This window comes from Arthrobacter sp. Z4-13, from assembly GCF_054792705.1.
Window position 1 is genome coordinate 1,360,569 of record NZ_CP096459.1, and the last position, 18,570, is coordinate 1,379,138.

Here is an 18,570-nt window from a genome sequence, read left to right on the forward strand (position 1 = left end):
AGGTGAGTTTGACCATTCCTTCCCCACTTTCCGGCACCAACACGTCTTCAGGGTCCAGTGCCGTGGCCCAGCCTGCCCCTGCGCCGGAACCCGGCCAGGGGAAGGCCCGTACCTATGAGGTGCGGACCTTCGGCTGCCAGATGAACGTCCACGATTCAGAGCGCATGGCGGGCATGCTGGAGGACGCGGGCTACGTGCCGGCAGATGGTGCGCAGGCGGACGTGGTGGTGTTCAACACCTGCGCCGTCCGCGAGAACGCTGACAACAAGCTCTACGGCAACCTCGGCATCCTCGCCCCCGTCAAGGCAGCCAACCCCGGTATGCAGATCGCCGTCGGCGGTTGCCTGGCGCAGAAGGACCGGGAAACCATCCTGAAGAAGGCGCCCTGGGTGGACGCCGTCTTCGGTACCCACAATGTCGGCGCTTTGCCCGCCCTGCTGGACAGGGCCCGGCACAACGATGAGGCACAGCTGGAGATCCTGGAATCCCTGGACGTTTTCCCGTCCACGCTGCCCACCAAGCGCGACTCCGTGTACTCGGGCTGGGTTTCCATCTCGGTGGGCTGCAACAACACCTGCACGTTCTGCATCGTTCCGGCCCTGCGCGGTAAAGAGAAGGACCGTCGGCCCGGGGACATCCTCGCGGAAATTCAGGCCCTGGTTGATGACGGTGCCATCGAAGTGACCCTCCTGGGCCAGAACGTCAATTCCTATGGCGTGGAGTTCGGTGACCGGCAGGCCTTTTCGAAACTCCTGCGCGCGTGCGGGGAGATCGAGGGCCTGGAACGGGTTCGATTCACCAGTCCGCACCCTGCCGCTTTTACGGACGACGTCATCGATGCCATGGCGGAAACACCCAACGTGATGCCGCAGTTGCACATGCCGCTGCAGTCGGGGTCGGACAAGGTCCTGAAGGACATGAGGCGGTCCTACCGGTCCACGAAGTTCCTTGGCATTTTGGAAAAGGTCCGGGAAAAGATTCCCTTTGCCGCCATTTCCACCGACATCATCGTCGGTTTCCCGGGTGAAACCGAGGAGGACTTCCAGGCAACCCTGGACGTCGTGGAACAGTCCCGGTTCGCGACGGCCTTTACTTTCCAGTACTCCAAGCGCCCTGGCACGCCGGCAGCGGACCTGCCGGACCAGCTGCCGAAAGCCGTGGTGCAGGAGCGTTTCGAGCGGCTCACCGCCCTGCAGGACCGGATCGCGGCGGAAGAAAACCGGAAACAGCTCGGCCGTCGGGTGGAGGTCATGGTCACCGCCCAGTCAGGCCGCAAAGCGGGAGAAACCCACAGGCTGTCCGGACGCTCCCAGGACCAACGGCTGGTGCATTTCTCCGTACCCGATGGTGCCACTGCGCCGCGCCCGGGCGACCTCGTCACCGTCACCATCACCGAGGCCGCCTCCTTCCACCTCGTCGCCGATCCCACCCTCGAGGAATACAGCGTGCGCCGTTCACGTGCCGGTGACGCCTGGGACAGGTCCCAGGCAGATTCCTGCGGAGCACCCGCACCGGGTACTGCCAACGGCCGGGGCGGCGTTTCCCTCGGGATGCCTTCGCTGCCAGTCCGCAGCCGCTGACCCATGGGCTCTCCGCCGGTTATCGCCGTCGTCGGTCCCACGGGTTCCGGTAAGTCCGACCTCGCAGTTGGCCTCGCCCTTGAACTGGACGGCGAAGTCATCAACGCCGATGCCATGCAGTTCTACCGCGGCATGGACATCGGCACAGCGAAAATCACAATGGCCGAACGCAGGGGAGTGCCGCACCACCTCCTGGACATCCTGGACGTCACTGATGAAGCCAGCGTCTCCCAGTTCCAGCGGCAGGCGCGTGACGTTATCGCGGACATCCACGCACGCGGCAAGCGCGCCATTCTCGCAGGCGGCTCAGGCCTGTACGTTCGAGCTGTCCTGGACGTCCTTGAATTTCCGGGCACGGACCCGCGCCTGCGGCAGCAGCTTGAGGATGAGCTGGCGGCCCATGGCAGTGGCGCACTGATGGCCAGGCTCCGGACCGTTGACCCAGTCTCTGCCGGCAGGCTCTCGGACGACAGACGCATCATCCGTGCCCTGGAGGTCCATCAACTCACCGGCCGGCCGTTCAGCTCCTTCATGCCGCAGCGCGAGTACGTCCAGCCCGCAGTGCAGATAGGCCTCACTGTTGACCGCGACCAGCTCCGCGACCGTCTTGCCCACCGGGTGCGCCGGATGGTGGAGAACGGCCTGCTGGCCGAGGTGGAGCGGCTTGAAGAGCAGGGGCTCCGGCAAGGCAAAACAGCGCCCCGCGCCCTGGGCTACTCGCAGTTCCTGCGGGTCATCGACGGCGTGTCAACAGTCCCCGACGCTGCCGAGGAGACAATCGTGGCCACCCGTCAGTTCGCCCGCCGCCAGCTGACTTGGTTCCGTGCCGATCCGAGGATCAGGTGGCTCGACTGGCAGGATCCGCACCTGGTATCCGCTGCAACGGCACTCAGCCGGTAAGCACGTAGCCACGTTTCGGGCGCGCTGGGCCCGGCCGGTACCCTTGAGACATGAACGCAACCCTTGCCGCGACAACAGAGCACGCCTTCCGTACACTGGGCGGGCTCCGCTTCTCCAAGGGGCACGGCACCGGCAACGATTTTGTCCTGGTTGCCGATCCCGAGGGCATGCAGACCATAGCGGCGGAACAGGTTGCAGCGCTCTGCGACCGCCACCGCGGCATTGGCGCAGACGGACTGATCCGCGCCGTTCCGTCGCGCTTCCTGCCCGAGGGCCGGGAACTGCTGGCCGCTGCCCCCGACGCCGCATGGTTCATGGATTACCGCAACGGCGACGGATCGCTGTCCGAAATGTGCGGCAACGGCGTCCGGGTCTTCGTCCACTTCCTCCGCACCGAGGGCCTGGTGGACCTGCCCGACGGCGGCGCGCTCACCATCGGCACCCGCGGCGGGGCAAAAACCGTCGTACGGACCGGTGAGGACTACGCCGTCGACATGGGCCCGTGGGAGTTTATCTTCCCCGGTGAGGCAACCGCCAAGGCGATGGATTCGCTGGTCACAGCGGATGGACTGGAAGTTCCCCGCCCCGCGTTGTCCGTCAGCATGGGCAACCCCCACACCGTGGTTGCCCTCGCGGAACTTTCGGAACTCGCAGGCACCCGCCTCTTTACCGCACCCGCGGTTGACCCGGTACCGGCCAACGGCACCAACGTGGAGTTCGTGGTTCCCTCCGAACCACTGGTGCACGACGGCATTGGGTCGATCACCATGCGCGTGCACGAACGGGGAGTAGGGGAAACGCAATCATGCGGAACGGGTGCCTGCGCCGCAGCCGTGGCCATCAGGCACTGGGCAGGGGCCGAAGCGCCCGACACGTGGCAGGTGCACGTCCCAGGGGGCGTGGTGGGCGTCAAATTCTTCGCCGGCCCCGGGGGACATGAACACGTGGAGCTCAGTGGGCCCGCCGTTATTGTGGCAACAGGGACGCTTTCCTGACCTTCAGGATTCGGAATGACTTGGACGTCGATTCCCGGCTCACCCTGAAGGACTCATCCAGTTCAGCCGCCAGCCAGCGCTGAAGCGAGTCCGAGCCCAGGTTCTTCTGCACCACCAGCCACGCAGTTCCCCCCGGTGCCAGGCGCGGCAGCCACAGCTTCAGGAGCGAGTGCAGTTCATCCTTGCCGATCCTGATGGGCGGGTTCGACCATATGGTGTCGAAACGCACGTCCGGATCCACAGCATCGGGGGTACTGGCCACCACGTTGGACAGGCCCAGTGCAGCCGCGTTCTCGTTGGTGAGCGTGACGCACCGTTCATTCACATCCACGGCGTAAACGCGGGAGTGCGGCGCCCGCAGTGCCATGGTGAGCGCAAGCGGACCCCAGCCGCAGCCGATGTCGAGCAGGTTCCCGGTAGGCGCGGGTGCGGGAACCTCGGCGAGGAGCACAGCGGTTCCCTTGTCGATCCCGTCCGGGCTGAAGATGCCCGAGGAGGTCTGCAGCCTGCGCGTTTCCCCCGCAAGGTCAACCGTAAGGGGCTTTCGCGTGAACGGGCCGGCGGGGGATGCGCTGAAATAGTGTGCGGACTCCATAACTCGCCAGAGTAGTTCCCCTTGCAGCGTAAAGTGAAACTTCGCCCTTTGCTCCTCTGCTAGGGTTGAACCCATGTTCCTGATCTTCGAGTAGCCGGCACGGGCCTTGCCCGTCCCGCAGCCATGTCCCACAGCGACGCAGGCATCAAGCCTTCCGCACAGTGCACCGGACCACGCACGCGCGTCTGTTCCGGCCGCCGGACAATATTCGAAGGTCAGCTTCCCGCTGTCTCTTTCGCCGATTCTCCGGCTCCTAACAACTTCGCCACCTCCCCTGGATGTGGCTGCCACCGCCGTCCCGTTTCCCCGGCCCGGCGAAACAAACCAGGAGAACCGCATGACCGCAGGCCGTCAGCCCAGCGCGAATACTTCCCCAAGCACCAGCAATCGGCACTATTCTGGAAATGCCGAATCTTCAAAGGAGACCATGACCAGCCAGCCCAACACCGGATCCGATCCAGCCGCCCAGGACATGAGCCCTGAGGAAATCCAGGCCGTGATCGACCGGATTCTCTCCAAGGACGTACCGGCCAAGAGCGTCAGCACGGCCGGCGATGCCAGCCGCGGCGACGGGAAGGGTGTGCTGGGCAAGGCCCAGGCCATATCCCGCCTGGATGAAGAACATTCAACGTACGACGGCGACCAGCAGGACCTCGAGGAACGGCGCGCCCTGCGCCGCACGGCAGGCCTTTCCACGGAACTGGAAGACGTCACCGAAGTCGAGTACCGCCAGCTTCGCCTGGAACGCGTAGTCCTCGCCGGCATATGGTCGGAGGGAACCCTCGCAGACGCAGAAAACTCGCTGCGTGAACTTGCCGCCCTCGCCGAAACAGCAGGTTCGGAGGTTTTGGACGGACTCGTGCAGCGCCGTGACAAGCCGGATCCGGGCACCTTCCTGGGCTCAGGCAAAGCGCTGGAACTGAAGGACATCGTAATGTCCACCGGCGCGGACACCGTCGTGGTGGACGCCGAGCTGGCTCCATCCCAGCGCCGTGGGCTTGAGGACATCGTCAAGGTCAAGGTGATTGACCGGACGGGGCTGATCCTGGACATCTTCGCCCAGCATGCAAAGAGCCGGGAAGGCAAGGCGCAGGTGGAGCTGGCGCAGCTCGAGTACCTCCTGCCGCGCCTCCGCGGCTGGGGCGAATCGATGTCCCGCCAGGCCGGTGGCCAGGTGGGTGGCGCAGCGGCCGGTATGGGCTCGCGTGGTCCCGGTGAGACGAAGATCGAGCTGGACCGCCGAAGGATCCGTACCCGCATGGCCAAGCTCAGGCGCGAGATTGCCGCCATGAAGCCTGCCCGCGAGACGAAACGCGCCAACCGTCGTCGTAATGAAGTGCCCTCCGTGGCAATCGCCGGGTACACCAATGCCGGCAAATCCTCGCTTCTGAACCGCCTGACGGACGCCGGGGTGCTGGTGGAGAACGCACTGTTCGCCACTCTTGATCCCACGGTCCGGAAGGCCGAAACTGCTGACGGTCTCGGCTACACGCTGGCGGATACCGTCGGTTTTGTCCGCTCGCTGCCCACTCAGCTGGTGGAGGCGTTCCGCTCCACCCTCGAGGAGGTGGCGGACTCCGATCTGATCCTGCACGTGGTGGACGTTTCACACCCGGACCCCGAGGGCCAGATCGCTGCAGTCCGCAAGGTCTTCAGCGAAGTGGACGCCCGCAAGGTGCCGGAGATCATCGTCCTTAACAAGGCTGACGCTGCCGATCCTTTTGTGGTGGAACGGCTGAAGCAGCGCGAAGCGCGGCACGTTGTGGTCTCGGCGCGCACGGGGGAGGGCATCCCCGAGCTGCTGCAGGCGATCAGCGAGGCGATTCCGCGTCCGTCGGTCAAGCTCGAACTGCTGATTCCGTACGACCGTGGGGACCTGATCAGCAAGCTGCACGAGTCCGACGCCGAGATCATCAGCGTTGACCATGATGAAGCCGGTACCCGGGCAGTTGTTAAAGTCCGGGAAGGCCTCGCGGCTGAACTGGAACCATTCGTCAGCAATGACTGACCTCGTGGCTGACGAAGCCACAGGCACGGCCGGCGAGCAGTTCGTGATCGAGCTGCTCGACCGCGCCGTTGCCGGCATGGGCGGCCAAAGCCGCAGCGGACAACATGAGATGGCCAGGCAGGTGGCCCGGGCCATTGAAACCGGCGACCACCTGCTGGTTCAGGCCGGAACGGGTACCGGCAAGTCGCTGGCGTACCTGATACCCCTGATAGCCCACGCACTGGAGAGCGACAAGCCTGCCCTGGTGTCCACCGCAACGCTTGCCCTGCAGACACAGATTGTGGGCAGGGACATTCCGCGGCTCCTGAAGACCATTACCCCGGCCCTGGACCGGCCGGTGAAAGTAGCCTTGGTCAAAGGCCGGTCCAACTACGTCTGCGTCCATAAACTCGAAGGCGGGTTTCCCTCCGAAGAGCCCGCAGAGGGCCAGCTGTTTTCGCTCGGCGAGGACACCAGCGTCCCGCACTTTGCTGCGTCTGTGGGCGGCCCGGCCTCCCAGCTGGGCAAGGAAGTGGTCCGCCTGCGGGAATGGGCCGAAAAAACCACCACCGGGGACCGCGACGAGCTCCTGCCCGGCGTCACCGACCGGGCCTGGCGGCAGGTCTCCGTCACGTCGATGGAATGCTTGGGCGCCCAGAAGTGTCCCATGGCAGCGGAGTGCTTCAGTGAGCTTGCGCGGCAAGACGCCGCCGAAGCCGATGTTGTGGTGACCAACCACGCCATGCTCGCCGTCAGCGCCTTTGAGGGCCTGGCTGTGCTGCCGGAGTACGACGTCGTTGTGGTTGACGAGGCCCACGAACTGCAGGACAGGGTTACCGGCGCTGTCTCCGGACAGCTCTCGGTGGCCATGGTCCACGCTGCGGCCGCCGGCGCCCGCAAGCACACCGCCATCACCGTGGATGCGTTGAACGCGGCCGCTGCCAACCTTGAAATTGCCCTCGCGGGAGTTCCCAACGGGCTGCTCCCCAATGGACTCAACGATGAGCAGCTGGACTGCGTGGACCAGTTGCGTGAGGCCTGCCGGGCCGCGCTTTCAGACTCCAAGGGGGACAGCAGCACCACTGCCGACGGCGGGCGGCAACTCGCGCGCTCCCGGCTGATGCTCATCCTGGAACTTTGCGAACGGCTCCTCGCCGCCCGCGAGAACCGGGAAGTGGTGTGGTTCTCCCGCGCCAGTTCCTTTGACCCCCAGCAGGGGTACTCCCAGCCCGACGAGACAGCGCCCGCGCTGATCAATATTGCTCCGCTCTCGGTAGCGGGGCGATTGCGGGAGGGATTGTTCGCGGGACACACCGTGGTATTGACTTCCGCCACCCTGGCAATCGGGTCGGCCTTTGAGCCCGCCGCAGGCGGACTCGGGCTGGTGGGCGAGGGTGCGCCCAGCTGGACCGGTGTTGATGTCGGATCGCCCTTTGACTATCCCAAGCAGGGCATCCTGTACGTGGCCGGGCACCTTCCCAAGCCCGGCCGTGGAGTGTCCCCCGAATCACTGGCCGAACTGGAGGCCCTGGTCAGGGCTTCGAACGGCGGGGCACTGTGCCTGTTTTCGTCCCGGCGCGCGGCAGAAGAAGCGGCCGAGGCGCTGCGGCCAAAGCTGGGAATGACCATCCTGTGCCAGGGCGACTCCACCATGACGGCCCTGGTGAAGCAGTTCGCCGACGAACCGGACACCTGCCTGTTCGGCACGATGTCCCTGTGGCAGGGCGTGGACGTTCCCGGCGGGTCCTGCCGCCTGGTGGTGATCGACCGGATTCCTTTCCCCCGGCCCGACGATCCCCTGATGACCGCCCGGTCCCGGGCGGTGGCGCAGGCCGGAGGCAACGGCTTTATGTCAGTCTCGGCCACCCACGCTGCGATCCGGCTCGCACAGGGTGCGGGACGGCTGATCCGGTCAACCGGGGACAAAGGTGTGGTGGCGGTGCTGGATTCCCGGCTGGCCACCGAACGCTACGCCGGGTTCCTGCGCGGTGCCCTGCCGCCATTCTGGTCCACGACGGACAGGAAGACGGCCATCGCGGCGCTGGAGAGGCTGGCCAAGGAAAAGGTTTGAGCGTGCCGCTCCGGAAGGCCTGGGCGCGGACGCCAGGGCCCGGCCGCCAGGGCCCGGACGCTTGGGCTCGTCCTAGAGCGAGCGGAGCACCGACACAACTTTGCCCATGATGGTGGCGTGGTCGCCAAGGATGGGCTCGTACTGGGTGTTCTGGGGAAGCAGCCAGGTATGGCCGTCGCGCTGGCGGAAGGTTTTTACGGTGGCCTCATCATCCAGCAGCGCCGCAACGATATCTCCGTTGGCCGCGTCCGCCTGACGGCGGACCACCACCCAGTCGCCGTCACAAATAGCGGCGTCCACCATGGAATCACCGGCAACCTTGAGCATAAACAGTTCCCCCTGGCCCACCAGCTGGCGGGGGAGCGGCAGCACGTCCTCCACCACCTGATCAGCCAGGATGGGACCACCGGCAGCGATCCGGCCCACGAGGGGAACCATGGCAGTGTCCATAGCCGTGGGAAGCACGGTGACGCTGCCGCTGCCGCCCGGCAGGAGAGGAGCCGGCTCAACTGCCTGCTTGGGCGAACCGCCATCCAGGGTGAGCGGCATCAGCACCTCCATGGCACGCGGCCGCTTGGGGTCGCGCCGGAGGTAACCAAGCTTTTCCAGTTGCGAAAGCTGGTGGGTCACGCTGGACAGACTCGCCAGGCCGACGGTGTCCCCGATCTCCCGCATCGACGGAGGATACCCATTGTCAACGACCGAGCGCTGGATGGTCTCGAGGATTTTCTTCTGCCGTGGCGTCAGGCCCTTGGCGCTCTTCTTCGGTTGGGAGGTTGCCCTGCCCCCGGCGGCTGCTGCTGCCATATTCGCCCAATGCCTTTCGGTTGCCCCGGACTTTTGTAGCCCGGACCTGAAGTTCACGCCGTAATTGTCAGACCCTGCTGATCAACTTCCGAGTGGTTGTTCTTTTCTTCAAAGCTAGGCCAGCCGCATTGCTTTTTCAAACATTTGTTCTAGCGAGTCTCGACATTGTTCGTTGATAGGTGCTAAAACTGTAAAAGCAAAGTTCGAACATTTGTTCTACTCTGAGCGCAGGCATTCGAAGACCCGGACCAAGGGTTTTAGAAGCCGGCGGGTGTGGAGGTGGACATCGGGCAGCACAAAACGGTCCAGGAGGGCTACGTCATGTCAGCAACATCTGCTTCGCAGGATTCATTTTCGGTGCATCACCTCATGTCCGGGCCGGACCAGCGGCCGGCGGAGCGTCGTACGCCCCTCCCGCCCCTGCGTCTGACCCGGCGTGGGAAGATCGTCCTGATCGGAATTCCCCTGGTCCTGCTGGCGGCCCTGCTGCTCTCCCTGGCCGGTTTCTTCAACGCTCCGGCAAGGGCCTCCGATTCGGCAGCGGACTTGTCCTTTACGCCAGCCGTTACCGTTACCGTGCAGCCAGGGGAGTCCCTGTGGGCCATTGCCGGAAGCGTCGCCCCGGAGCGGGACGCACGGGACGTTGTGGCGGACATCGTCCAGCTCAACAACCTGACCGCCGGCTCGGTTCTGCCGGGGCAGCAGCTGTACGTTCCCACCCGGTAGCAGCCGGAGTCGCTGTTGAAACGCTCCCGCCGAAAATGCTGCTGGGAATGTCGGCGATGAAAACCCCGCCCGCGGGAAAAGCGGGCCGCGGGAGAGCCGCGCTGGAATCGGCTGCGAAACGACACCCACGAAAGTGTGCTGAAGGCCCGCAGGGGGACATGCTCAGCGCGAACAAGAGGCTGTCATATTTTCCGGTGCCCGGCCCGGGCACTAAACTGTTCAGGTGAATGACCAGCTAGAGCGCCTTAACCGGCTACCCCTCCGCAGCAACCTCCGTGGGCTCACCCCTTACGGCGCGCCCCAGCTGGATGTCCCCATCCTCCTTAACGTCAACGAGAACACTCACGGTGTCCCGGCAGATGTGCAGGCGGCCATCAGTGCGGCAGTGACAGAAGCCGCGGCCGGCCTTAACCGCTACCCGGACAGGGAATTCACCGAACTGCGGAAGGCGCTGGCGGAGTACCTGGGGCATGGGCTCGATGAGTCAAACGTGTGGGCGGCCAACGGCTCCAACGAAGTGCTCCAGCAGATTCTCCAGGCATTCGGCGGCCCTGGCCGTACGGCTCTCGGCTTTCCGCCCACCTACTCCATGTACCCGCTGCTGGCCAGCGGCACGGACACCGAATACATTGTGGGTGAACGGGCTGACGGCTACGGCCTGAGTGCAGAATCCGCGGCCCTGCAGGTGAAGAAGCTGCAGCCCAGCATCGTATTCCTCTGCTCGCCGAACAACCCCACCGGAACGGGCCTGGGCCTCGACGTAGTTGAAGCTGTGTATGAGGCCGGCGAAGCGAGCCAGACAATCGTCATTGTTGATGAGGCGTACCACGAGTTTGCGCATGACGGAACGCCCAGCGCCCTGACCCTCCTGCCCGGCAGGGAGCGCCTGATCGTCTCGCGGACCATGAGCAAGGCCTTTGCCCTGGCCGGAGCGCGCCTCGGTTATATGGCTGCGGCTCCGGAGGTTACGGATGCACTGCGGCTGGTGCGCCTGCCTTACCACCTGTCCGCCATAACGCAGGCCGCTGCCCTCGCCGCCCTCCAGCACCGTGAAGCGCTGATGGCCGATGTTGAAGACATCAAAAGGCAGCGCGACCGGATTGTGGCTGAGCTGATCCGGATGGGCCTCAAGCCCGCCGCCTCCGACTCCAACTATGTTTTCTTCGGCGGACTGGAAAATCCCCACCAGGTCTGGCAGGAACTCCTCGACACCGGTGTCCTGATCCGCGACGTCGGGATCCCCGGCCATCTTCGGGTGACCGCAGGCACTGAGACGGAAACCACAGCGTTCCTGACCTCCCTGGAAAGCATCCTTGCCGGCCAGTCCAGGCTTCCGGCCTAGACTTGAGGCAGCGGCGCTCGACGCCCTGAACCACTCCTTCTTCCCAAAGGACACTTGACCATGAGTTCCACCGGATCCAATGCGGCCGTGGCCCGGACTGCGCGCATGGAGCGTGCCACGAGCGAATCCTCCGTGCTCGTGGAGATCAACCTTGACGGTACCGGCATCTCGGACATCGACACCTCGGTGCCCTTTTACGACCACATGCTGACAGCGCTCTGCAAGCACTCGCTGATCGACCTGACGGTGAAAGCCACCGGGGACATCCACATCGATGTCCACCACACCGTGGAGGACGTTGCCATCACGTTCGGAGAGGTGCTGCGCACGGCCTTGGGAAACAAGGCAGGAATCCGCCGCTTCGGCGAAGCCACCGTACCCTTGGACGAGGCACTGGCCCACGCGGTGGTTGACGTGTCCGGCCGCCCTTACCTGGTCCACGGGGGCGAGCCCGCAGGTCAGGAGTACCACCTGATCGGCGGTCACTTCACCGGTTCGCTCACCCGCCACGTGTTTGAGGCGATAACCCTGCACGCCGGGATCTGCCTCCACATGAACGTCATCGCCGGACGGGACCCGCACCACATCGTCGAGGCCCAGTTCAAGGCGTTCGCACGGGCCCTTCGCGCCGCCGTCGAATCCGATCCGCGTGTTGAGGGCATTCCCTCCACCAAGGGTGCGCTGTGAGTGGCCAGGTGCTGCGGGACGGCGCCATCATCGATCCATCGGCTTCACAAAAGCTGCCGTCGCCCGAGGGGAAGCCCACGGTAACCGTCCTGGATTACGGCTCAGGTAACGTCCGCTCAGCAGTGCGTGCGCTCGAACGCGCAGGTGCGGAGGTGATCCTCAGCTCCAAGCCCGAGGACGTCCTGAACGCCGACGGCCTGGTGGTTCCGGGGGTTGGCGCTTTCGAAACCGTGATGCGTGAGCTAAAGGCCGTGGACGGCATCCGCCTCATCGGCCGCCGCATCGCCGGCGGCCGCCCCGTCCTGGGTATCTGCGTTGGCCTTCAGGTGCTTTTCGAGGCCGGAGTGGAACACGGCACGGAAGCTGAAGGCATCGGCGAATGGCCCGGCAAGGTTGAACTCCTTCCAGCGGAAGTTGTTCCGCACATGGGCTGGAACACCGTCAAGGTTCCCGAAGGGTCAAAGCTGTTCTCCGGGGTGGAAAACGAGCGGTTCTACTTTGTGCACTCCTACGGCGTGCAGGACTGGAACTTTGACGTGGTCCAGCCGCGGATGGCCGCACCCCTCGTCACCTGGTCCGAGCACGGTGCACCGTTCATCGCCGCCGTTGAGAACGGGCCGCTGTGCGCCACCCAGTTCCACCCGGAAAAGTCCGGCGATGCCGGTGCCCGGCTCCTGCGCAACTGGGTGGAAGCTCTGCGCAAACCTTCCGTGGAAGGTAAGCCGGGCGAAACCGGCCAAACGCCTCCAAACAGCGATTCCTGAATGTCGTCTTCCGTTATCCTGATGGCCCTCGCCGGCCTGTTGATTGGCGGCGCGCTGTCCTTCCGGCAGCAGCATAAGCCCCTCTGGACGCAGGTCTCGTTCTACGTCCTGGCGGGCATGGCGCTGCTGGCCGCCTACCTGCTGACACTGCCCGCCACCTAGCTGCTGAAATAACCAAAGGCCGGCCAGCTGTCCGCCGCACTTCCTGCCCCCTAACACTGAGGATTACGATGAACTCCGCTACCGACCTGCCGGTCCTTGAACTGCTTCCCGCCGTCGACGTCGTCAACGGCCAGGCCGTCCGCCTGGTCCAGGGTGAGGCAGGCAGTGAAACCAGTTACGGGACCCCGCTGGAGGCGGCCCTGAACTGGCAGCAGCAGGGTGCGGAGTGGGTCCACCTGGTGGACCTGGACGCGGCCTTTGGCCGTGGTTCCAACGCAGAGCTCCTCCAGGAAGTTGTTGGCCGGCTGGACATCAAGGTTGAACTTTCCGGCGGCCTCCGGGATGACGCCTCGCTCGAGGCAGCACTGGACCTGGGCGTGGCCCGTGTCAACCTCGGCACGGCAGCGCTCGAGAACCCGGAATGGACCCGCAGGGCCATCGAACGCTTCGGGGACAAAATCGCCGTCGGGCTCGATGTCCGCGGAACCACCCTGGCTGGCCGTGGTTGGACCAAGGAAGGCGGCGACCTCTGGGACGTCCTGGGCCGGCTCGAAGAGGCAGGCTGCGCGCGGTACGTGGTCACAGATGTGACCAAGGACGGCACCCTGCAGGGACCCAATGTGGAACTGCTCCGCCAGATGGTGGAAAAGACCGGCAAGCCCGTGGTGGCGTCGGGCGGCATTTCCAGCCTGGATGACCTCAAGGTGCTGCGTTCCCTGGTGCCCCTCGGTGTAGAGGGCGCCATCGTGGGCAAAGCTTTGTACGCCGGCGCCTTCACGTTGCCCGAAGCCCTCGACGTCGCCGGCCGCCGCTAGCAGCGGGCAGCCTACGTCCAGAAACGCCATGGCCAGCAACGAACCCGGTTCCCCTCAGCAGCGCCACCTCCCCGGCCACATCGCCGCTGCCCTGGCGGGGGCCGGTGGTGCCGCTGATTCTGCCGGGCAGCCGTGGGCCGGGCGAAGCCTTGCCGGGGACCATGCCAGGATCCATAACTTCGAGGATGACGACGGAACGGCCGACGCCGGCTACCTCGCCGCCGTCGCGGCCCTGCAGGCAGGGCACGGGGACGAAGCTGGTGTCATCAACTCGCTGGCCACCGCCCGCGTCTTCATCCCGATTGTTGCCCAGCTGGCCGAAGAAGCGGAAGGGCAGGGCGGCCTGCAGGCCGACAAGCAGGCGGATATGGCCCTTGTGACCCTCAAGGCAGCCGATGGCAGGACCGCCATGCCCGCCTTCACCTCTGCCGCAGCCCTGGCCGCCTGGCATCCGGAGGCGCGGCCGGTGGCCGTCTACGCTGCCCGGGCTGCCCTCTCCGCTGTGTCCGAAGGCGCCGAACTCCTGGTTCTGGACCCGGGGGCGGACGTGACATTTGTGGTGCGGAGGCCGGCCATGTGGGCGCTGGCCCAGCAGCACGACTGGATCCCGTCCTACGCCGACCACGAACTGGCAAACGCGATGAGCCAAGTGGCAGAACGCTTCCCGGCGGTCAGGAGCCTGGACCTCCTGCCGGGCAGGGGAGTGGCTGCCCGCACCGCTGACGGATCAGTCCTTTCCGGCGGCGGCGCCGGGCCTGAGCTGCAGGTGGTGCTGTATTTGGCGGACGGGCTCGACGCCGGAGGGGTGCAGCAGCTGGTTGCCGGACTGCAGGCAGAGTGGTCCCGGAATGTATTGTTTGGTGAGCGGGTCGACTCCATCGAAATCAAACTGCGGCGCGCTGTCCACTAGCTGCTGCCAGGAGGGGGATCCCCGGCCGGCTGCGGCAGACCGAAGGATCCTTTCGTGAATTTCGCTCTCTACCGGGAGTTGCTGGCCGTCCAGCCCATCAGGCGGTTGCTTGTGGTGGGCATGATTGCCCGTATCCCGCACTCGGCAGCCGGAGTGCTGCTGACCCTTCACATTGTGCTCTCCCTCGGCCAGGGGTACGCCGCTGCGGGTGCAGCTGCTGCCGTCATGACCATCGGGATTGCCCTGGGTGCTCCATGGCGCGGCCGGCGGGTGGACACGGTGGGCCTTCGCAAGGCGTTGATCCCCTCGGTGGTGTCCGAGACTGTGATCTGGTCGATCGTGCCGCACGTCTCCTACCAGTGGCTGCTTCCCCTGGTGTTTGTGGGCGGACTGCTTACGCTGCCCATCTTCAGCGTGGTGCGCCAGTCCCTCGGCGTGCTGGCCGACGGCGAACAGCGCCGCACCGCTTTCGCCCTGGACGCAATCACCACCGAAGTGGTCTTTATGATCGGCCCTGCGGCGGGCGCCATCGTGGCCACCAGCGGCTTCAGCGTGGCGGGGCTCACCACCGTGGGCGTCTGCACCTCCTTGGCCGGCCTGTTCCTGATGTGGTTCAACCCGCCCACGCGCACCGCGGCGTCCGCAGACGACGGCGACGGCGAGGCGGACCAGCAGCGTGCGGCCGAGGCGGCCGTGGTCTCGACAGCCCCGGCCCACCTGCAGGAAGCAGCCGCGGACCTGGCCCCGGCTGCGGCCCACAATGCCCGCCGCACCGGGCTGAAGGAGAAGGTTGCGGGCAGCTTCACCTGGTTCACCGCGACAGTGGCCGCACTCTTCGCCGTTGCCGCCGGCGCGGGAATGGTCCTCAGTGGGACCGACGTGGGGATTGTCGCGGCACTCGAAACGGGTGGCCGCCAGGCGGAAATTGGAATCGTCTTCCTCTTTTGGTGCGCAGCTTCCGTCGTGGGCGGGCTCATCTACGGTGCCATGCACCGGCCCGTCTCACCCATTGTTCTGCTCCTCGGCATGGCAGCCCTGACCATCCCCATGGGATTCGCCCATGACACCTGGACGCTGGCCCTGGTTGCCATCCTTCCCGGGCTCCTGTGCGCTCCGGTACTCTCGTCAGCCTCCGAGAAGGTTGCGGACCTGGTGGATGAGGCGAGGCGCGGCGAGGCGATGGGCTGGTACGGCTCCGCCCTCACCGCCGGTGTTGCATTCGGTGCGCCGCTGGCGGGAGTGTTCATCGACCAGGTGGGGCCGTCCGGGGGCTTTGTCTCAGTGGGCGCTGCAGGCGTAGCGCTGTGCCTCATCGGGCTGGTTCTGCAGCGGCGCCGCCGCAGGCTTGCGGCCTGACTGGCCGCTTGCCGCGGAGTTTTCGGACAGAGACAGATACGACGGCTTCAGGATCGTTCAGGTCCCCGTATCCCTCTGCCCAAAAACCCGGGGGAGGGGTGGGACAACTGCCTGGATTACGACGACGGCGGGCCGGCCTGGGGAGGTCGGCCCGCCGTCGCGAACTGCTCAGTTTGTCTTACAGCGTCAGTTGACCGCGCCGGTGTACTTCTCGCCCGGGCCCTTGCCCGGGGCGTCGGGGATCAGCGACTCCTCGCGGAAGGCCAGCTGAAGCGAACGCAGGCCGTCGCGCAATGGGCCTGCGTGCTGGGAACCGATCTCCGGGGCGGCTGCGGTAACCAGGCCGGCCAGGGCGGTGATCAGTTTCCGGGCCTCGTCCAGGTCCTTCAGCTCCTCGGCGTTGTCTTCCGCCGCGAGGCCAAGCTTGACCGCAGCGGCACTCATCAGGTGAACAGCTGCGGTGGTGATGACCTCGATAGCCGGCACTTCGGAAATGTCGCGGATCTGCTGGGAGACATCGGAACCGTCGTCCGCAGGCTCGAAAACGTATGAATTACTGTCTGGGGTGCTCATACTGGTAAGCTTGACACAGACCGACTGGATGTCGTTATTTCAGAGATTGTTCCCACGATCAAGGTTCCCACCGGCGCTTCACTGCGTTGACGGGAATTTTTTCTGTAAGATGGCATGCAGTTTGCAAGCGGAGTTCTCTCCCACCCGCGTCAGCCGCTGTTCCACAGAATTTTTGGAACGCAAGGTTGCCGGGTACTGGTTGGCATCGGAACCGGCACGTGCCGGAACCATGTGTGCAGTCCCTTGAGTGGGACGGGCACAGCCAATCTTCGAGGCCTTCGATTGCTCCGGCAATTGGGGGCCTTCTCTATTTGCCGGGATCCCACAACAACACAGGAGCTTTAACATTAGCGAGCCAAGAATCAATGAGCGTATCCGCGTCCCCGAGGTGCGGCTGGTCGGCCCTGCAGGTGAACAGGTAGGAATCGTCCGTATTGAGGATGCCCTGCGTCTGGCCGCCGAGTCCGACCTTGATCTCGTTGAAGTTGCACCTCAGGCGAAGCCTCCGGTGTGCAAGCTGATGGACTTTGGCAAGTACAAGTACGAGGCCGCGGTCAAGGCACGTGAAGCACGGAAGAACCAGACGAACACGGTTCTGAAGGAAATCCGCTTCCGCCTGAAGATCGACACCCACGACTACGAGACCAAGCGCGGGCATGCACTGCGCTTCCTCGGCGCCGGGGACAAGGTCAAAGCCATGATCCAGTTCCGCGGCCGCGAACAGCAGCGTCCGGAAATGGGCATCCGGCTTCTGCAGCGTTTTGCCGACGACGTTTCTGAAGTGGGTGTGGTTGAGTCCAGCCCGCGCATCGATGGCCGCAACATGGTCATGGTGGTTGGACCGCTGAAGAACAAGGCTGAGGCCAAAGCTGAAGCACGCCGCGCTACGCAGCGCGCTGAAGCCAAAGCGGAGAATGAAGCCAAGGCTTCCGGCCGCATCGACGTCTCCGGCGACGACCAGGCACCGCTGACGCAGTCCCTCGCGGACCTGCTTCCCGAGGGATTCACCGTCTCGACGGAACCCGAAGCAGAGGCTGCTGCTCCCGAGCAGGAGGCTCCCGCCGTCGAACCTGCCGCAGTAGTTGCACCTGCAAAGGAGGCCGCTCCCAAGCAGGAAGCCCCCAAGCAGGATGCTGCCCCGAAGCAGGAAGCCCCCAAGCAGGAAGCCCCCAAGCAGGCCGCCCCGAAGCAGGAAGCCCCCAAGGCTCCCGCGCCGAAGGTTGCTGCTCCTGCACCCAAGGCTGCTGCACCGGCCCCCAAGCCGGCTGCGGAGAAGCCCGAAGTTGCCAAGCCGGCAGCCGCCGCGCCGAAGCCCGCAGCAGTCCCGATGCCGAAGCCAGTGGCCCGGCCGGCTGCACCGAAGCCTGCTGCACGCCCTGCCCCCAAGGCAGTGCCGAAGCCGGCTGGCAAGAAGACCACTTAGTCCACAGCTGCCGGAGGTCGCCCTCCGGCAGTCAGCAACCAGCACGCCGCCCCCAGGGGCAGCTGCGCGATAGAACTGCAGGCCCAGCCTGCGGACACGTAAGGAGATCGGTTCCCATGCCGAAGATGAAAACCCACAGTGGTGCTAAGAAGCGCTTCAAGCTGACCGGCAGCGGCAAGCTGCGCCGCCAGCAGGCCAACCGCCGCCACTACCTCGAGCACAAGTCCTCCAGGCTGACCCGCCGCCTCGCCGGCGACAAGATCGTCTTCAAGGGCGACGCCAAGGTCATCCGGAAGATGCTCGGCATCTAGTTTCCAAGTTTTTTGACTGACCACCACCTGGTGTAAGTCACCTACCAAAAAGCCTTCTCAGGCCGCCGGGAATTCCGGCAGTAGATGCTTGGGAGCAGAATTTTCGAAGGAGTACGCACGTGGCACGTGTGAAGAGGGCGGTCAACGCCCACAAGAAGCGCCGGGTTATCCTTGAACGCGCAAAGGGCTACCGTGGACAGCGTTCACGCCTGTACCGCAAGGCAAAAGAGCAGCTGCTGCACTCGTTTGTGTACAGCTACGGCGACCGCAAGAAGAAGAAGGGCGACTTCCGCCGCCTGTGGATCCAGCGCATCAACGCTGCTTCCCGCGCCAACGGCCTCACCTACAACCGTCTCATCCAGGGCCTGAAGGCCGCTGAGGTTGAGGTTGACCGCCGTATGCTGGCCGAACTGGCCGTCTCCGACGCCAACGCCTTCGCCGCGCTGGTCCAGGTTGCCAAGGACTCGCTGCCTGCCGACACCTCCGCCAAGAAGGTTGTTGCCTAGCAACTGTCGGTTCCCCACTGGGGCAGTTCAGGAACTCGTGGCCCTAGCCACTAAAGTTTC

At 65.0% G+C, this 18,570-nt stretch carries 19 protein-coding genes; 16 read left to right on the forward strand and 3 right to left on the reverse strand.

Annotation, left to right across the window (positions count from 1 at the left end; all coding sequences use genetic code 11):
- Window positions 1-2 precede the first annotated feature (2 nt).
- The 3 genes from miaB to dapF are packed head-to-tail and all read left to right on the forward strand — an operon-like array spanning window position 3 to window position 3,475.
- The gene (gene miaB, locus M1E07_RS08065; RefSeq protein ID WP_461189725.1) at window positions 3-1,580 is read left to right on the forward strand and encodes a tRNA (N6-isopentenyl adenosine(37)-C2)-methylthiotransferase MiaB; all 1,578 of its coding nucleotides are present in this window, start codon (window positions 3-5) and stop codon (window positions 1,578-1,580) included.
- Between the two features lie 3 nt (window positions 1,581-1,583).
- Window positions 1,584-2,480, forward strand: a complete 897-nt coding sequence (gene miaA / locus M1E07_RS08070) for a tRNA (adenosine(37)-N6)-dimethylallyltransferase MiaA (protein WP_461189726.1) — start codon at window positions 1,584-1,586, stop codon at window positions 2,478-2,480.
- Window positions 2,481-2,530: 50 nt separating this feature from the next.
- The gene (gene dapF, locus M1E07_RS08075; RefSeq protein WP_461189727.1) at window positions 2,531-3,475 is read left to right on the forward strand and encodes a diaminopimelate epimerase; all 945 of its coding nucleotides are present in this window, start codon (window positions 2,531-2,533) and stop codon (window positions 3,473-3,475) included.
- Here the strand turns inward: dapF and M1E07_RS08080 are convergent.
- Complete coding sequence (locus tag M1E07_RS08080) at window positions 3,447-4,070, reverse strand: class I SAM-dependent methyltransferase (RefSeq protein ID WP_461189728.1); 624 nt, start codon at window positions 4,068-4,070, stop codon at window positions 3,447-3,449. The two genes, dapF and M1E07_RS08080, sit on opposite strands and share 29 nt — an antisense overlap.
- Window positions 4,071-4,497: 427 nt before the next feature.
- Here M1E07_RS08080 and hflX point away from each other — a divergent pair, with 427 nt between their 5' ends.
- Both hflX and M1E07_RS08090 read left to right on the forward strand, forming a co-directional pair.
- On the forward strand, window positions 4,498-6,078 hold the full coding sequence (gene hflX / locus M1E07_RS08085) for a GTPase HflX (protein ID WP_461189729.1): 1,581 nt from the start codon (window positions 4,498-4,500) through the stop codon (window positions 6,076-6,078).
- Window positions 6,071-8,128: an ATP-dependent DNA helicase gene (locus M1E07_RS08090; protein WP_461189730.1), complete on the forward strand. Its 2,058-nt coding sequence runs from the start codon at window positions 6,071-6,073 to the stop codon at window positions 8,126-8,128. The genes hflX and M1E07_RS08090 overlap by 8 nt, the downstream gene beginning before the upstream one ends.
- 72 nt (window positions 8,129-8,200) lie before the next feature.
- Here the strand turns inward: M1E07_RS08090 and lexA are convergent, their stop codons facing one another.
- Window positions 8,201-8,935: a transcriptional repressor LexA gene (lexA, locus tag M1E07_RS08095; protein WP_461189731.1), complete on the reverse strand. Its 735-nt coding sequence runs from the start codon at window positions 8,933-8,935 to the stop codon at window positions 8,201-8,203.
- Window positions 8,936-9,304: 369 nt separating this feature from the next.
- Here lexA and M1E07_RS08100 point away from each other — a divergent pair, with 369 nt between their 5' ends.
- The 8 genes from M1E07_RS08100 to M1E07_RS08135 all read left to right on the forward strand — a co-directional run bounded on the left by M1E07_RS08100 (window position 9,305) and on the right by M1E07_RS08135 (window position 15,697).
- Complete coding sequence (locus M1E07_RS08100; RefSeq protein ID WP_461190356.1) at window positions 9,305-9,661, forward strand: LysM peptidoglycan-binding domain-containing protein; 357 nt, start codon at window positions 9,305-9,307, stop codon at window positions 9,659-9,661.
- A 223-nt stretch (window positions 9,662-9,884) separates the two neighbouring features.
- Complete coding sequence (locus tag M1E07_RS08105) at window positions 9,885-11,003, forward strand: histidinol-phosphate transaminase (RefSeq protein ID WP_461189732.1); 1,119 nt, start codon at window positions 9,885-9,887, stop codon at window positions 11,001-11,003.
- Window positions 11,004-11,063: 60 nt separating this feature from the next.
- On the forward strand, window positions 11,064-11,690 hold the full coding sequence (gene hisB, locus M1E07_RS08110; RefSeq protein ID WP_458778959.1) for an imidazoleglycerol-phosphate dehydratase HisB: 627 nt from the start codon (window positions 11,064-11,066) through the stop codon (window positions 11,688-11,690).
- Window positions 11,687-12,454, forward strand: coding sequence for an imidazole glycerol phosphate synthase subunit HisH (gene hisH / locus M1E07_RS08115; protein ID WP_461189733.1), 768 nt, complete (start codon window positions 11,687-11,689; stop codon window positions 12,452-12,454). Before hisB ends, hisH begins: the two co-directional genes overlap by 4 nt.
- Window positions 12,455-12,616, forward strand: coding sequence for a hypothetical protein (locus M1E07_RS08120; protein ID WP_461189734.1), 162 nt, complete (start codon window positions 12,455-12,457; stop codon window positions 12,614-12,616).
- A gap of 68 nt (window positions 12,617-12,684) precedes the next feature.
- Entirely contained in the window at window positions 12,685-13,431 is a 747-nt protein-coding gene (gene priA / locus M1E07_RS08125; protein WP_461189735.1) for a bifunctional 1-(5-phosphoribosyl)-5-((5-phosphoribosylamino)methylideneamino)imidazole-4-carboxamide isomerase/phosphoribosylanthranilate isomerase PriA, read from the forward strand.
- A gap of 28 nt (window positions 13,432-13,459) precedes the next feature.
- A complete protein-coding gene (locus M1E07_RS08130) occupies window positions 13,460-14,341 on the forward strand; it encodes an SseB family protein (protein WP_461189736.1) in 882 nt (293 codons plus the stop codon).
- Window positions 14,342-14,395: 54 nt separating this feature from the next.
- Window positions 14,396-15,697, forward strand: coding sequence for an MFS transporter (locus tag M1E07_RS08135; RefSeq protein ID WP_461189737.1), 1,302 nt, complete (start codon window positions 14,396-14,398; stop codon window positions 15,695-15,697).
- 186 nt (window positions 15,698-15,883) lie between these two features.
- On the opposite strand, the gene M1E07_RS08140 is transcribed toward M1E07_RS08135, so the two are convergent.
- The gene (locus M1E07_RS08140) at window positions 15,884-16,270 is read right to left on the reverse strand and encodes a DUF1844 domain-containing protein (protein ID WP_461189738.1); all 387 of its coding nucleotides are present in this window, start codon (window positions 16,268-16,270) and stop codon (window positions 15,884-15,886) included.
- A 388-nt stretch (window positions 16,271-16,658) separates the two neighbouring features.
- Between M1E07_RS08140 and infC the strand changes: the two genes are divergently transcribed.
- From infC to rplT, 3 genes are all read left to right on the forward strand, one after another.
- Complete coding sequence (gene infC / locus M1E07_RS08145; protein WP_461189739.1) at window positions 16,659-17,693, forward strand: translation initiation factor IF-3; 1,035 nt, start codon at window positions 16,659-16,661, stop codon at window positions 17,691-17,693.
- 116 nt (window positions 17,694-17,809) lie between these two features.
- Window positions 17,810-18,004 (forward strand): 50S ribosomal protein L35, encoded by a 195-nt coding sequence (gene rpmI, locus M1E07_RS08150; protein WP_009358635.1) that lies wholly within the window; start codon window positions 17,810-17,812, stop codon window positions 18,002-18,004.
- Between the two features lie 119 nt (window positions 18,005-18,123).
- Entirely contained in the window at window positions 18,124-18,510 is a 387-nt protein-coding gene (gene rplT, locus M1E07_RS08155; protein WP_050055645.1) for a 50S ribosomal protein L20, read from the forward strand.
- Window positions 18,511-18,570: the final 60 nt, after the last annotated feature.

Coding starts and splice junctions, on each gene's coding strand:
- M1E07_RS08080 (WP_461189728.1), bottom strand. CDS start 4,070: ATGGAGTCCGCACACTATTTCAGCGCATCCCCCGCCGGCCCGTTCACG.
- M1E07_RS08140 (WP_461189738.1), bottom strand. CDS start 16,270: ATGAGCACCCCAGACAGTAATTCATACGTTTTCGAGCCTGCGGACGAC.
- rpmI (WP_009358635.1), top strand. CDS start 17,810: ATGCCGAAGATGAAAACCCACAGTGGTGCTAAGAAGCGCTTCAAGCTG.
- lexA (WP_461189731.1), bottom strand. CDS start 8,935: ATGGCAGCAGCAGCCGCCGGGGGCAGGGCAACCTCCCAACCGAAGAAG.
- miaA (WP_461189726.1), top strand. CDS start 1,584: ATGGGCTCTCCGCCGGTTATCGCCGTCGTCGGTCCCACGGGTTCCGGT.
- dapF (WP_461189727.1), top strand. CDS start 2,531: ATGAACGCAACCCTTGCCGCGACAACAGAGCACGCCTTCCGTACACTG.
- priA (WP_461189735.1), top strand. CDS start 12,685: ATGAACTCCGCTACCGACCTGCCGGTCCTTGAACTGCTTCCCGCCGTC.
- M1E07_RS08090 (WP_461189730.1), top strand. CDS start 6,071: ATGACTGACCTCGTGGCTGACGAAGCCACAGGCACGGCCGGCGAGCAG.
- M1E07_RS08100 (WP_461190356.1), top strand. CDS start 9,305: ATGTCCGGGCCGGACCAGCGGCCGGCGGAGCGTCGTACGCCCCTCCCG.
- M1E07_RS08130 (WP_461189736.1), top strand. CDS start 13,460: ATGGCCAGCAACGAACCCGGTTCCCCTCAGCAGCGCCACCTCCCCGGC.
- hflX (WP_461189729.1), top strand. CDS start 4,498: ATGACCAGCCAGCCCAACACCGGATCCGATCCAGCCGCCCAGGACATG.
- M1E07_RS08120 (WP_461189734.1), top strand. CDS start 12,455: ATGTCGTCTTCCGTTATCCTGATGGCCCTCGCCGGCCTGTTGATTGGC.
- hisB (WP_458778959.1), top strand. CDS start 11,064: ATGAGTTCCACCGGATCCAATGCGGCCGTGGCCCGGACTGCGCGCATG.